Source organism: Rhizobium sp. RM, from assembly GCF_013390595.1.
Lineage (GTDB): Bacteria > Pseudomonadota > Alphaproteobacteria > Rhizobiales > Rhizobiaceae > Agrobacterium.
Window position 1 is genome coordinate 329,594 of the sequence record NZ_JACAWV010000002.1, and the last position, 13,947, is coordinate 343,540.

Consider the following 13,947-nt stretch of genomic DNA (forward strand, 5'->3'; position numbering starts at 1 on the left):
ACTTTCCCCGGCGAAGAAGCCTTGTTCGATAAGGGGCAATCTACTGGCGGAATGGTTAATGAACGGTTTATTTGGCCTCGAAACAGCGCAAACTCCGTAACCTTTTGAACCGGTAGATGCCCCTGAAATCAGGCGTTTTCGCGGGTTTTTCCGCCAGTTAGGTCAGGGGTCAGATCGGACACGAAATCACCGATGCCAGGACGTTTGACGGCCCTGAACGGCAGGGGGCGGCAAAGATCCATCGCGGCAATGCCGATTCGTGCCGTCATAAGGCCGTTGATCACACCCTCGCCAAGACGGGCCGAAAGCTTGGAAGCAAGGCCGTGGCCCAGCACCTGCTGGGCAAGCCCGTCACCAACGGCAATCGAGCCCGTTACGGCAAGATGGGCGACAACGTCGCGCAACAGCCGCAACATGCCAAGCGTGCCGGGACGGCCGCCGTAAAGTTCGGCCATGGCGCGCACCAGACGCGTCACCTCGAACAGCACATAGGACAGATCGACGATGGCACGCGGGCTGACGGCCGTTACCACCGAGACCCGTTTCGATGCATTGAGGATCAACGCACGCGCCTGCCGGTCGAGCGGAATGAGCAGTTCGCGCTCGGCAAGATCGATCAGATGCGGGCCGTCGATCACGTCATTGTCTGTTTCCTTCAGCGCTGCACGTCCCTTGGCCGTTTCGGCGCGATGCGACAGCACGGCATTGAGCCGCGCGACAATGGCACGGGCCGCAGTCGGGCTGCGCTCCAGGCTCGCCGCTTCGGCATCGGCCTTCAGCGCCTGCACGGCATTCAGCCGCATGATGCCGAAGACCTCCCGTCCGACGAGAACCAGAACGGCAAAAACGGCAAGGATCAGCGCGGCGCTTGCCGTATAACCCAGCCAGTCGGAGCGGGTGAAGAGGTCGCGGACAAGCTGGTCCGCCCAAAGACCGAAGGCGAGCGAGAACAGCACGCCGAGCGCGCCGAGTGCGAGTTTTCCGAAGGAAAAGCGCGTCTTTTTCGGTGTGGCGACGGGCAAGGCGGTGGCATCGACGTCATCCGGGATCACGAATGGGTCGTCTTCGTCCGGCGTCATCGTCACTTCGCTGGCAAAGCTCTGCGGTGCGCGCTTCTGCGTGGCGGTTGGCTTTTCCGTGCTTTCAGGTTCAAGCGTGAAGGCCGCGGGGCGACGTGTCTTTTGATCGCTGGGGGTAGGAAGCTTCATGCGAGCTTGTCTCCGAAAAGGAACTGCATGGCGCGGTCGAGCCGGATATGCGGTACGGAAAGCCGGAGGCCGCCGCTACCGGGTTCGTCGACTGCGGGTGGGCGAAACCGCACCACGTTGACATCCGGCAGCGTTGCCTTGTCACCCTCCACATCGATGCTGCGAAACAGCGGTTCGGGATCATCGGGCAGGTCGCCGGGGAAAATGGCCGTCTTGCGATTGCCGTCGAAGGTTTCGCCGTTGATCGTTTCTCCGGCAATTGGCGTGCCGACGATCACGGGCAGATTATGGCCGTCCTGGCGCACACTCGCTTCCTTGGTGGCGCGCACCGAGGCAAGCGCCATCACCTCGATGCCGGCGCCGCTCATGCCGATGGTGGTGATCGCTCGGTCCACAAGGCGGCGCGTCAGTCGCTCCAGCCGGTCGTGGCTTTCGTGGTGCAGGTGGTCGGCCTTGGTGGCGGCAATCAGCACCTTGTCGATGCGCCTGCCCAGCAGGGACGACAACAGGCTGTTGGTGCCGGGCCGGAAGCAGGCCAGCACGTCGCCGAGCGCCCGTTCCAGATCCTGCACCGCCTCGGGACCGCGATTGACGGCCTGCAGCGTGTCGATCAGCACGATCTGCCGGTCGAGCCGGGCAAAGTGCTCGCGGAAGAACGGTTTGACGACAATCGATTTATAGGCGTCGTAACGCCGCTCCATCATGGCGCGCAGCGAACCCTTCGCAGCCTTTTCATCTGTCAGGCCCGGCAGCGGTGCAAAGGTAAGTGCCGGTGATCCCTCCAGATCGCCGGGCATCAGGAAGCGGCCGGGTGGCAGGGTGGAAAGCGAGCGTTCGTCGGACTTGCAGGCCTTGAGATAGGCCGAAAAGCTTTCCGCAAGCCGCCGCGCCGTCATTTCGTCGGCCGGTGCGTTGAGATCGAGCGAAGAGGCGATCGCCAGCCATTCACGCGCCAGTTCGGCACGCACCCCGGTCTTGGCCAGCGCCACTGTACTGTCGCTGAAACTTTTGTAGTCCTGCGAAAGCAACGGCAGGTCCAGCAGCCATTCACCGGGATAATCGACGATGTCGATGGAAAGTTTGCCGGGAGAAAACCAGCGGCCCCAGCCGCTTGCGCTCTGGTAATCGAGCGTAATGCGCAGTTCGGAGATCGCGCGGGTCGAGTCGGGCCACAGCCGGTCGCGCACCAGCGCCTGAATGTGATCTTCATACTGAAAGCGCGGAATGGCGTCGTCGGGCTGCGGCTCCAGCCGCGCATTGGAAACGCGGCCGGACCGCATCGCTTCGAACAGCGGCAGGCGGCCGCCATTCAGCAGATTATGGACCAGTGAAGAGATGAACACCGTCTTGCCGGCTCTTGAAAGACCGGTCACACCAAGCCTCAAGGTCGGGTGGGTGAGGGTGCTTGCACGGTCGGCCAGATTGTCCAAAGCGACGAGCGCGCTGTCAGTCAGGGACGTAAATGAAGGCGGCAATGGCGGTTTCCCGTCTGGTTTCGATAGTTACGCCAACAATATAGGAAATTTTCGTGCCCAAAAAAGAAGCGGAATAACGGATTTTCACGTCATTTCCATGCCCCGGCCGCTTGGCTCGCCGTAAAGGCGCCGCCGCTACTTTCCTGGCGAAACGAAGTCGACAAGCCGCCAGCGGCCTTTTCCGTTATAAGCGTCCTCAATGAAATCCAGGACCGCAAGACCGGCTGTCGGAAAGCCGGAAGGCAGAGCGGCGTGCAGAAGATCCTCGCCGATCAGCGCTTCAAGCGTGGCCTCCATCGTTGGATTATGGCCGACCAGCATCACCGATTTCGCCTCTTTCTGGGCGGCTATCAGGGCGAGGTAAATATCGACCTGCGCCTCATACATCTCGTCGACAAAGGAGATGCTGATCTCTTCGTTGAAAGCTCTTTGCCAAGCCTCTGTCGTCTGCCGGCAACGCTCTGCCGTGGAAGATAGCAGGATGTCCGGATCATAGCCCTTGTCGGCGGCAATATCGGCGACGATTTCCGCTTCGGCAAAACCGGATTCATTCAATCTGCGGTCGAAGTCGCGTTCGCCCGGAGCCGCCCAGGCGGCCTTTGCGTGGCGCAGAAGATAGATGCGGTACGGCGGAGAATCGATCTGAAGCATGGACCAGCATTCGAAACCAGAAAGGAGCGACTGCCATGCTACAAGATAGAGTTGTCAGCCCGCAAGTCCCTTCACCTTTCAGCAAGTCGCGTAAATGTGCGTGAAGAAGAGATCTGGGCGAAACGCAATAAAGGATAAAAATTAGTCATTTAGATGATTTTTGTGTCAGTTTTAAAAATGCCTGAAAACTGATCTGTAGACTTGAATCGATCTATATCATTGGAGTATACACCGCCACATTGAGATGTTCTTCGAGGAGAATCGCGTTGAGTGAGAAGATCGATCTTAGCAGCTATGTACTCTCGGAATCCGATGAGTTCATGAACGTCAATCAGCGGGCGTACTTTCGAGCGAAGCTGATTGCATGGAAGAACGACATCCTGAGAGAAGCGCGCGAGACGCTAGGCCATCTCGCGGAGGAAAGCGCCAATCATCCGGATCTTGCGGACAGGGCGTCTTCCGAAACAGACCGGGCAATCGAACTTCGTGCCCGTGACCGTCAGCGCAAGCTGATTTCCAAGATCGATGCCGCGCTCCAGCGCATTGACGACGGCACTTACGGATATTGCGAAGAAACCGGCGAGCCCATCGGACTGAAACGTCTGGATGCGCGACCGATCGCAACTCTGTCGATCGAGGCGCAGGAGCGTCACGAGCGTCGTGAGAAGGTCTACCGCGATGAGTAAGTCGCGGGCCTCCGGTTAAGGCCAACCAGACATCACAGAAAAGAGGGCGCGGATTTCGGTCCGCGCCCTTTTTGTTTCCTTCATGCTGCAGGCAGCAATGCGTTTCGGCATGCCTCAGCGATCACGGGTGACGGAAAGCTCACCGAAGATACGCGCCATTTCCTTCTGCATGTCCTTGTCAGGCGTGGCACCCGTCATCGGCGGCTCGACGATCTCGGCCTTTACAGGTGCTTTCGGTGCTGGAGTGGCGTCATTGGACGCGGTTGCTGCCGCATCCTGGCCCTTGGCAATTTCCGCCTCGAGAAAGCTCTCGAAGTCGCTGGCAAGGTCGTCGGAAAACTTCGGCTCGGCATCGGAGGCAACGACGACGGCGTCCGGCCTGTCCACCGAGGGGGCCGACTGCGTCAGTGTCGGAAGCACGCGCTCGCGCGCCGCATCGAGAAAATCGGCAGCGCTGGACTGGTCGATAACCGCTTCACGCGCTGTAAACAGTGCGGCTGGGTGTGGCGCTTCCGTCTCGACCGTGACCACTGGCTGCGGCGCGATCGAAACGACAGGTGCATCCACCTGCTTCGGCTCAGCGCTCTGCGCAGGCGTATCGATCACCGCGGCTGCGAGCGGCAGGGCGGCGGCGGCCTGAACGGCGACGGGCGGGCGAACAGGTGTCGCCACTTCCGGTGCAGGCCGGGCAGCGGCCGTTACCGGTGCCGATGAGACCGGAGACGAAACGGGTGCTGGCGCAGCCGCAGAGGTTGCGGCAGGAGCCGGTTGCGGGGCTTGCTGCGGAGCAGGGCGCGGAATCTCGCGCGCGACAAGCGGTGGCGCAGGACGCGGAGCAGGCGGTACATCGCGCGGAACAGGCGCCGGGCGTGGCGGCTGCGGCGTTGCCGCGGCGGGCGCGCGGGCAACAGGTGCTGCAGGCTCTGCCCTCAATGGGCGTTTGGCCGGTTCTTCGGTCTGGAGAATCGGTGCAGCAGCAATGGAGGGTGCCGGGGATGGTACCGAAGACTGCTGCGGCAGAGCTTCGCGGCGTTCCTGCTGGATCGCATTCTCCTGCGCTTTCGTCTCGTTTTCCTGGCGAGGCAGCGATTTCAGCGGCAGTTCTTCGGGCTCGCGCACTTCCTTGACGATCGGGATCGCTCCGATACCGCTTTCGATGACGATGTCCGTCGGTCCGCCAATCATGACCAGATGCTCGACATTGTCACGGCGCACCAGCACCAGCCTGCGACGCGCATCGACCGCGGTCGCATCAAGCACCTGCAGGCGCGGCTGGCGGTTTCGACCGCCGCGAATGAACGGCGCCGAACCGCTGCGTCTACGAATGATCCACAGCGCGATTGCCAGAAGAAGCAATGCAACACCGACGCCGACGACGGCGACGATCAGATTGTTTCCATAGGTGCCGATAAAATCGTCCATCATGGAGATCTTCCCTTTAGATTTTCTCGGGCAAAAAATGCCGTGTTTCTTTGTTTTACCGTGCGTTAGCAGGAAAAGACGATTTTTTTGGGTTCGTTACAAGTTTTATCCGCCCATGTCCCCACATTTGCAAAAAGCCTTGAAGCTTTATCCGGTTCCATCCGGTAAAAATCGCGAAATTCTTTGCTCCGAGGCGCTTTGGCTGTGCGTTTTTAAGTCTTTGTGTCGCAGCAGAGCTTTTTGATGTTTGAGCGAGTTGCTACAAGACAGTCTTTCTGCCCGATTCCGTAAAGGAACCGGGCCTTTCTGATGACGACGACCTGCACGATTGCGAGGCCAAAAATGACACGGGTGCGCCAGCCAAGCGACAACGACCTTCCTTTGGTGGACAGGCGTGCCCGGTCCGGCACGGTTCTGCGCATCCTGTTGCTTGCGCTGGTGCTGGTCGCCGCCGCCGCCGCCTTCGTCTATTTCAAGGATTCGCTGGAAAACGAGATCGTGCTCGGCATTCTCGGCGTGCTGGCCATGATGGGGATATTCTTCCTCGTCTCGTCGATCATCGGCTTTATCGAGGTCATGCCGCAGTCGCGCTCCGATGGTCTGGCCCGCCGTTTCCTCTCCGCTCATCCGGATGGAACGCTGATTACCGATGCCAAGGGCCGGATGGTCTATGCCAACGCCACCTATTGCCGCATGACCGGCACGACCAAGGCGAGCGACATTCAGAGCCTGGAAACCCTGCTGTCGCGCAGCCGGGAATCGACCGAGGCGCTTTACCGCCTGATCAATCTTCTGCGGGAAGGGCGCGACGGTTACGAGGAGTTCCGCCTACTGAAGCCGTTGAGCGAAAACGCCACCAATGGCGGACCGCACTGGTATCGCCTGAAGGGCCGCGTCCTCAAGGATGCCGGTGACGAAGACCTGCATGTCTTCCAGATCGCCGATATCACCCCCGAGCGCGAAGACCAGGAACGGTTCTTCCGTGAACTGCAGAACGCCATCGATTATCTCGACCATGCGCCGGCCGGTTTCTTCTCCGCTGGCCGCAAGGGCGAAATCGTCTATCTGAATGCCACGCTGTCGGAATGGCTGGGCATCGATCTTGCGCAGTTCTCACCGGGCTCCATGACCGTTTCGGATATCGTCGCGGGCGAAGGCATGGCTCTGATCGAATCGGTCCAGCCACAGAACAACGCCAAGCGCACTGAAATCCTCGATCTCGACATGCGCCGCGTCAACGGCCAGAGCATGCCGGCCCGTCTCGTGCATCAGGTGACAGCTCAGGATGGTGCGCCGGGTGAAAGCCGAACCATCGTTCTGATGCGTCCGAAGGGTCATGAAGACGCCGAATCGTCTTCGGCGATGCGCTTCACGCGTTTCTTCAACAACACGCCGATGGCGATTGCCTCGCTGGACGGTGAAGGCCGCATTCTTCGGATCAATGCGCCATTCCTCAAGATGTTCTCGGGCGTTGTCGGCCGTGACGACATCGATCGCGGCATCGCGTTCGAAACGGTCATCAATGATACCGAGAAGACACGCCTCAAGGATGCGCTGGCCGAGGCGAGGGATCGCCAGGGCGATATCGCGCCGTTCGATTCCCGCCATCCGACCGACGAGGGGCGCCATTTCCGTTTCTACGTCAATGCGGTGATCGACCAGGACGATGAAGCGCCGGAAGAAATTGCCATCGTCTACGCCATCGAAGTGACTGAGCAGAAGGCGCTCGAGACACAGATGGCACAGACGCAGAAAATGAATGCGGTCGGCACGCTGGCAGGCGGTATTGCGCACGACTTCAACAACGTTCTGACGGCGATCCTGCTGTCGTCAGACCACCTGCTGCTGCAGGCGCGTCCGGCCGATCCGAGCTTTGCCGACCTGATGGAAATCAAGCGCAACGCCAACCGCGCCGCGGTTCTGGTGCGCCAGCTCCTGGCCTTCTCGCGCAAGCAGACCATGCGTCCGGCGGTTCTCAATCTCACCGATGTGATCGGCGATCTGCGCATGCTGGTCGATCGATTGATCTCGGGTACCAACGTCAAGCTGGAAGTCGATTACGGTCGTGATCTCTGGCCGGTGAAGACCGACCTGTCGCAGTTTGAGCAGGTGCTTATCAACCTCTGCGTCAACGCGCGTGACGCGATGCCGAATGGCGGCAAGATCACCATTCGAACCCGCAACGTCGAGGCGCAGGAAGCGGCCGCACTCGCGCGTCCGGATATTCCGGCAGAAGACATGGTCATGGTTGAAGTCGCCGATAATGGTACCGGCATTCCGCCCGAAATCATGGACAAGATTTTCGAGCCGTTCTTCACGACCAAGGAAGTGGGCAAGGGCACCGGCCTCGGCCTGTCGATGGTCTACGGCATCGTCAAGCAGTCCGGCGGTTACATCTATCCGGAATCGGAAGTGGGCAAGGGAACTGCGTTCCGCATCCTGCTGCCGCGCCATGTCGTCGAAGCGGTTCAGCCGGGCGCACTGGCATCCGAGGCCGTGGTCGCACCTGTTGCAGCGGTGGAAGCGGCCAAGGAAGAGCCTCTCGATCTGACTGGCAAGTCTGCAGTCGTTCTTCTCGTTGAAGACGAGGAAGCGGTGCGGCGCGGTGGAAAGCGCATGCTGGAAACGCGTGGTTATACTGTCCATGAGGCAGGTTCGGGCACCGAAGCGCTTGATGTGATGGAGGAGCTGGGCGGCAAGGTGGACATCGTCGTCTCCGACGTGGTGATGCCGGAAATGGATGGCCCGTCGCTGCTGCGCGAATTGCGCAAGTCTCACCCCGATCTGAAATTCATCTTCGTTTCGGGTTACGCGGAAGATGCCTTTGCCAAGAACCTGCCGGCCGACGCCAAGTTCGGATTCCTGCCGAAGCCCTTCTCGTTGAAGCAACTCGCCGTTGCGGTGCGGGAAATGCTCGACAACAAGGACTGATGCGAATCTCCTGGTGGCAATGCTTGACGATGGGGCCGCTCAGTCGGCCCCTTTTTCGTTTTCGCGGGCATTTTTCAGGTGCGCCGCATGAGCGGGCAGGTGCGACGGCGTACGAATGCGGCAGCCCTTCGCCGTCATCTGCAAATTTCCTGAAGTTTGCCTCTTCGCAAACGCAATAGTGATTGCAGTGTTTCGCAAGGGGCTTAAAATCACCGATGAACGACCTAGATATGGAGAGGCGAAGTTCTCCCTCCTGGCATGAGCCGACGGTTTGAGAACAGTTTGGAGAATGATGAAAGATGATCGCTAAGCCGATCTATATGCAGGGCGAAGGCGAAGGGGAGGGCGACGGTTCCAACCGTGGAACGTCCGTTATCACCCGCGTTAAACCTAAGACGAAAAGACCAAATCTGTACCGTGTTCTTTTGCTGAATGACGACTATACTCCAATGGAATTCGTCATTCACATTCTGGAGCGTTTTTTCCAGAAGGATCGCGAAGCAGCAACCCGCATCATGCTGCATGTCCATCAGCATGGGGTGGGGGAATGCGGAGTGTTTACATATGAGGTCGCAGAGACGAAAGTAAGCCAGGTCATGGATTTCGCCCGACAGCACCAGCATCCGCTGCAGTGCGTCATGGAAAAGAAATGAGGATCGCAACGTGCCAACTTTTTCCCCAAGTCTCGAGAAGGCGCTGCACCAGGCACTGACCTTTGCAAATGAGCGTCACCACGAATATGCGACGCTTGAACATCTTCTTCTGGCGCTGATCGATGATGCGGACGCAGCCGCCGTTATGGCCGCTTGCAATGTAAATCTCGATGCGCTGCGCAAGACCGTCAGCGACTACGTCGATAATGAGCTTGCCAATCTGGTGACCGGTTACGATGAAGACTCCAAGCCGACTTCCGGCTTCCAGCGGGTCATTCAGCGGGCGGTCATTCATGTCCAGTCTTCCGGCCGTGAGGAAGTGACCGGCGCCAACGTGCTCGTCGCCATCTTCGCCGAGCGCGAAAGCCACGCTGCCTACTTCCTGCAGGAGCAGGAAATGACCCGTTACGACGCGGTCAACTACATTTCGCACGGTATCGGCAAACGCCCGGGCACGTCGCAGACGCGCACCCCGCGCGGCACCGAGGAAACCGAAGGCGAAAACAAGGCCACCCGCAACAACAATCAGGAAGAAGAAGGTCCTTCTTCCAAGAAGCAGCAGGATGCCCTCAAGGCTTACTGCGTCAACCTCAATGAAAAGGCCCGCAACGGCAAGATCGATCCGCTGATCGGTCGCCATGAAGAGGTCAACCGCACCATCCAGATCCTGTGCCGCCGTTCCAAGAACAACCCGCTTTACGTGGGTGATCCCGGCGTCGGTAAAACGGCAATTGCCGAAGGTCTGGCCAAGCGTATCGTTGAAGGCAAGGTTCCCGAAGCGCTGAAGAACGACACGATCTTCTCGCTCGACATGGGCACGCTTCTGGCTGGCACCCGCTATCGCGGTGATTTCGAAGAACGTCTGAAGCAGGTCGTCAAGGAACTCGAAGAGTTTCCGGGTGCGGTTCTGTTCATCGACGAAATTCACACCGTTATCGGTGCAGGCGCCACGTCCGGTGGGGCCATGGATGCTTCGAACCTGCTGAAGCCGGCGCTGTCGTCGGGTGCGATCCGTTGCATCGGTTCGACCACCTACAAGGAATATCGCCAGTTCTTCGAAAAGGACCGCGCGCTGGTGCGTCGTTTCCAGAAGATCGACGTCAACGAGCCGTCCATCGATGATGCCATCGAGATCATGAAGGGCCTGAAGCCCTATTTCGAGGACTACCATCACCTCAGATATTCCAATGAGGCGATCAAGGCGGCAGTCGAGCTTTCGGCACGGTATATCTCCGACCGCAAGCTGCCAGACAAGGCCATCGACGTGATCGATGAAACCGGTGCCGCACAGATGCTGCTTCCGGCTTCCAAGCGTCGCAAGCTGATTACCGAACGGGAAATCGAAGCGACGATCGCCACCATGGCCCGCATCCCGCCGAAAACGGTTTCCAAGGACGACGAGATGGTGCTTGCCAATCTCGAGCAGGAACTGCGTTCGGTCGTTTATGGTCAGGACACCGCCATCGAGGCGCTGTCGACAGCCATCAAGCTGGCGCGCGCCGGTCTTCGCGAACCGAACAAGCCAATTGGCTCCTACGTCTTCTCCGGTCCCACCGGTGTCGGCAAGACGGAAGTCGCCAAGCAGCTTGCCTCGTCGCTTGGCGTGGAAATGCTGCGCTTCGACATGTCGGAATACATGGAGCGGCACACGGTTTCGCGCCTGCTCGGTGCACCTCCCGGTTACGTCGGCTTCGACCAGGGCGGTCTGTTGACCGATGGCGTCGATCAGCATCCGCACTCCGTTGTTCTGCTCGACGAAATCGAGAAGGCGCATCCGGATATCTACAACATTCTGTTGCAGGTCATGGATCACGGCTCGCTGACCGACCATAACGGCAAGAAGATCGACTTCCGCAACGTCATCCTGATCATGACGACCAATGCGGGCGCGTCCGAAATGCAGAAGTCGGCCATTGGCTTCGGTTCGTCTCGCCGCACGGGTGAGGATGAGGAGGCGATCAACCGCCTGTTCACACCGGAATTCCGCAACCGTCTGGATGCGATCATTCCGTTCTCGCCGCTGCCGACCGCTGTCATCCACAAGGTCGTGCAGAAGTTCGTCATGCAGCTCGAAACGCAGCTTTCCGAACGGAACGTTACGTTCGACCTGCACGAAGATGCCGTGTCCTGGCTGGCGGAAAAGGGTTACGACGAGAAGATGGGCGCCCGTCCATTGTCCCGCGTGATCCAGGAAAACATCAAGAAGCCGCTCGCCAACGAAATCCTCTTCGGCAAGCTGAAGAAGGGCGGTGTCGTCAGCGTCACCGTTGGCAAGAAGGAAGACGGAACCGATGGCTTGATCCTCGAGGTGTTGCCGGAAACGGCACCCGTCAAGCCAAAGCCGGAAGCGGAACTGAAGGCTGCCAAGTCGCCGGCCAAAACGGCGAAGGGCAAGTCCAAGTCTGCCTCCAAGGCGGCCAAGGCCGAACAGGCCGATGTGCTGACGCTCGATGCGGACAAGTCGGAAGACACTCAAAGTCCGCGCCGCAAGGCGAACGCGGTTGCGAAGGTTCCGAAAAAGAAGTGATATTGATCGCTTGATCGACAAGACGATGCCGGGCTCAATGCCCGGCATTTTCGTTTCTGCGAAGCTGCTGCCTGACATAAGTCTGGGCGTTGCCGATCGGGCGGCTTTCACACGGCTCCGTCCGTGCCCTTGGCCAAAGACGATTGTTTCCGGCCGTCCCTTCGGTTATGCCCTTGGCCAACCGCCTCTGTCCCGCCGGAAATCTCCCTCGGCAGAACGAGCAAGGAAGCGTATCTTCATGGCCATGCAATCCGAAAGCGATCAGGTTTCCCTCGGTCACTGGTTCCTCCGGGGCATGAGGGGCATTTTTTCCCTGCCGTCCTTCATCCTCATGACGTCCTTTGTCGGCTTCAGCGCCTTTGCGCTGGAATCGGGTGTCAACAGGGGCGAGGCCGTGTTCATGACGCTGATGATCTGGGCTTTGCCGGCCAAGATGATCCTGATCGGCTCCATGGTCGGCGGCGCCAATCTCGCCGCCTGCTTTCTGGCGGTGACGCTCTCATCGGTCAGAATGATGCCGATGGTGGCCTCGATCGTTCCGGAAATGCGCGGCGCGAAAACCCCGACCTGGCTGTTGCTGTTCCTGTCGCATTTCGTCGCCATCACCGCCTGGGTTTTTGCCACGCAAAATCTCTCGAACGTGCCGCGTGAAGGCCGTGCCGCCTGGTTTGCAGGCTTCGGCATGACGCTCACCCTCGTCAACACGCTGATCGTCGGTCTTTGCTACGGCGTTGTCGCGGCCTTTCCGCCTCTGGTGGCTGGCGTACTGTTCTTCCTGACGCCGGTCTATTTCATCGCTTCCATCTGGGCCTCGGCCCGCCACTCCGTCGTCAAGGTCGCCTTTGTGGTGGGCATCATTGCCGGGCCCTTATTCGCGGTCATCACACCGGAGTTCGATATTCTCTATGCCGGTATTGGTGGTGGCACCTTCGCCTATCTGGTCGATCGCTTTCTCTTTCGCCGCAAGATCGTGCCTGCCTCGCCGGAGGGGGAGCCGTGATGACCGATCAATGGTGGGCGCCTTACGTCTTCATCGCCATTGCCGGATGGCTGGCAACCGATCTCTGGCGCTGGCTCGGCGTTCTCGCCGGCAACCGGCTGAAGGAGGATTCGGAGGCTTTGTCGTGGGTGAGGGCGGTCGCCACTGCCCTCGTCATGGCCGTCACAGCCAAGCTGATTGTTTTTCCAACCGGCTCGCTTGAGGCGTCGCCTGTCTGGCTAAGGGTTGGCGCCGCCGCTCTCGGCTTCGCCACCTTCCTTGCCGCCGGTCAACGCGTTCTGGTCGGTGTGGCAGCCCCCGTTATTTTTCTGGCTGCGGGGCTGTTTATACTGGGTTTTGGTGCCTGACTTTATCTGAATATTAAATTCCCGGCTCTAGCTTTCGGCTGTTTTAGCCAGGAATTTTCAGTATGAAATTATTTGCCGCGGAACGTTTTGTTCTGAACATCATTTTGTCTTTGTTTCTGATTGATGCCATTTTGATTGTCGTCAAAGATATCAATTTCGATTTCGCCGGATATCTTGTTTGCGTGTTGCTTGGCGGTGGCATTTTTATACTCGGCCAGTTTTATCGAAAAACCGGACGCGATCTGCGTATCGCAACGGCGTTGATTTCGGCGGGATTGTTCATTCTGTTCACTCTGGTGGCATCCGTTTTCAACTACATGTTCCTGCCGGTTCACTTTCCGGCCATCGATCCGCTGCTCATGCGCATCGATGCCGCATTCGGTTATAGCTGGCCGGATGTCGTCACCTGGGCGGCGACCTACCCATGGATCGGTACTGGCCTTTTCGTGGTCTATGGAACGTCGCTGATACAGCTTCTCCTGATCGTCATCATGCTCGGCTTCACCGGCAAGGACCGTATGCTGCACCATTTCCTTGTCACAGGTGTCTTGGGGGCGCTGGCAAGCATCCTGTTCTGGATCGTCTTCCCGACCTACGGTGCCAAGGCTTATCACGAACTGCCTTTATGGGTGTCCGAAGCCATCCCTATGGCGGTCAATCCTGCCTATGGCCGTGAGTTGATGCGGCTCGGGCAGGAGGGCGTGAGCTATCTGACACCTGCGGATGTCCTCGGTCTCATCGGCTTCCCATCGTTTCACATCTTCATGGCGGCAATGTCGGTCTGGTTCGTGCCCCGGCATTGGCTTTTCATGGCGGTTATCTGGACACTGAACGTGCTGATGCTGCCTGCCGTTCTGGTCCAGGGTGGCCATCATCTCTCGGATATCTTCGGCGGACTTGCCGCCTTCGCCATTGTCTGCCCGCTGTCGGCATGGCTCCTGAACTGGATGGATGCCCGATCTCATCAAACCGCCGCTGTTCCAGATGGGATCGTTCCCGTGGGGCTTTCAGGATAAGGCTTATCCGAATTTTAAACCCCCTGTTCTA

General features: G+C 59.0%; 11 protein-coding genes. 7 read left to right on the forward strand and 4 right to left on the reverse strand.

The genetic code is table 11. The features are described from left to right. Positions 1–128: 128 nt before the first annotated feature. The 3 genes from HWX89_RS01705 to HWX89_RS01715 all read right to left on the reverse strand — a co-directional run bounded on the left by HWX89_RS01705 (position 129) and on the right by HWX89_RS01715 (position 3,334). Positions 129–1,208: a YcjF family protein gene (locus HWX89_RS01705; RefSeq protein WP_138795496.1), complete on the reverse strand. Its 1,080-nt coding sequence runs from the start codon at positions 1,206–1,208 to the stop codon at positions 129–131. Then, on the reverse strand, positions 1,205–2,683 hold the full coding sequence (locus HWX89_RS01710) for a YcjX family GTP-binding protein (RefSeq protein ID WP_138795495.1): 1,479 nt from the start codon (positions 2,681–2,683) through the stop codon (positions 1,205–1,207). Before HWX89_RS01710 ends, HWX89_RS01705 begins: the two co-directional genes overlap by 4 nt. A 135-nt stretch (positions 2,684–2,818) precedes the next feature. Continuing rightward, positions 2,819–3,334: a SixA phosphatase family protein gene (locus HWX89_RS01715; protein ID WP_138795494.1), complete on the reverse strand. Its 516-nt coding sequence runs from the start codon at positions 3,332–3,334 to the stop codon at positions 2,819–2,821. A gap of 266 nt (positions 3,335–3,600) precedes the next feature. On the opposite strand from HWX89_RS01715, the gene dksA reads away from it, so the two are divergent. Beyond that, positions 3,601–4,020 (forward strand): RNA polymerase-binding protein DksA, encoded by a 420-nt coding sequence (gene dksA / locus HWX89_RS01720; RefSeq protein WP_138795493.1) that lies wholly within the window; start codon positions 3,601–3,603, stop codon positions 4,018–4,020. Between the two features lie 114 nt (positions 4,021–4,134). Here the strand turns inward: dksA and HWX89_RS01725 are convergent, their stop codons facing one another. Continuing rightward, positions 4,135–5,445: a flagellar biosynthetic protein FliO gene (locus tag HWX89_RS01725; protein ID WP_138795492.1), complete on the reverse strand. Its 1,311-nt coding sequence runs from the start codon at positions 5,443–5,445 to the stop codon at positions 4,135–4,137. Between the two features lie 339 nt (positions 5,446–5,784). Here HWX89_RS01725 and cckA point away from each other — a divergent pair, with 339 nt between their 5' ends. The 6 genes from cckA to HWX89_RS01755 all read left to right on the forward strand — a co-directional run bounded on the left by cckA (position 5,785) and on the right by HWX89_RS01755 (position 13,916). Continuing rightward, positions 5,785–8,373 carry a cell cycle histidine kinase CckA gene (gene cckA, locus HWX89_RS01730; protein ID WP_138795795.1) on the forward strand — a complete coding sequence of 863 codons (2,589 nt, stop codon included), beginning with the start codon at positions 5,785–5,787 and terminating at the stop codon, positions 8,371–8,373. 299 nt (positions 8,374–8,672) lie between these two features. Then, the gene (clpS, locus tag HWX89_RS01735; RefSeq protein ID WP_138795491.1) at positions 8,673–9,026 is read left to right on the forward strand and encodes an ATP-dependent Clp protease adapter ClpS; all 354 of its coding nucleotides are present in this window, start codon (positions 8,673–8,675) and stop codon (positions 9,024–9,026) included. Positions 9,027–9,036: 10 nt separating this feature from the next. Continuing rightward, positions 9,037–11,553: an ATP-dependent Clp protease ATP-binding subunit ClpA gene (clpA, locus tag HWX89_RS01740; RefSeq protein WP_138795490.1), complete on the forward strand. Its 2,517-nt coding sequence runs from the start codon at positions 9,037–9,039 to the stop codon at positions 11,551–11,553. A 244-nt stretch (positions 11,554–11,797) separates the two neighbouring features. After that, entirely contained in the window at positions 11,798–12,553 is a 756-nt protein-coding gene (locus tag HWX89_RS01745; protein ID WP_138795794.1) for an AzlC family ABC transporter permease, read from the forward strand. After that, the gene (locus HWX89_RS01750) at positions 12,550–12,900 is read left to right on the forward strand and encodes an AzlD domain-containing protein (RefSeq protein ID WP_178340581.1); all 351 of its coding nucleotides are present in this window, start codon (positions 12,550–12,552) and stop codon (positions 12,898–12,900) included. Before HWX89_RS01745 ends, HWX89_RS01750 begins: the two co-directional genes overlap by 4 nt. A gap of 62 nt (positions 12,901–12,962) precedes the next feature. After that, positions 12,963–13,916 carry a phosphatase PAP2 family protein gene (locus HWX89_RS01755; protein ID WP_138795488.1) on the forward strand — a complete coding sequence of 318 codons (954 nt, stop codon included), beginning with the start codon at positions 12,963–12,965 and terminating at the stop codon, positions 13,914–13,916. The last annotated feature ends 31 nt before the right edge of the window (positions 13,917–13,947 follow it).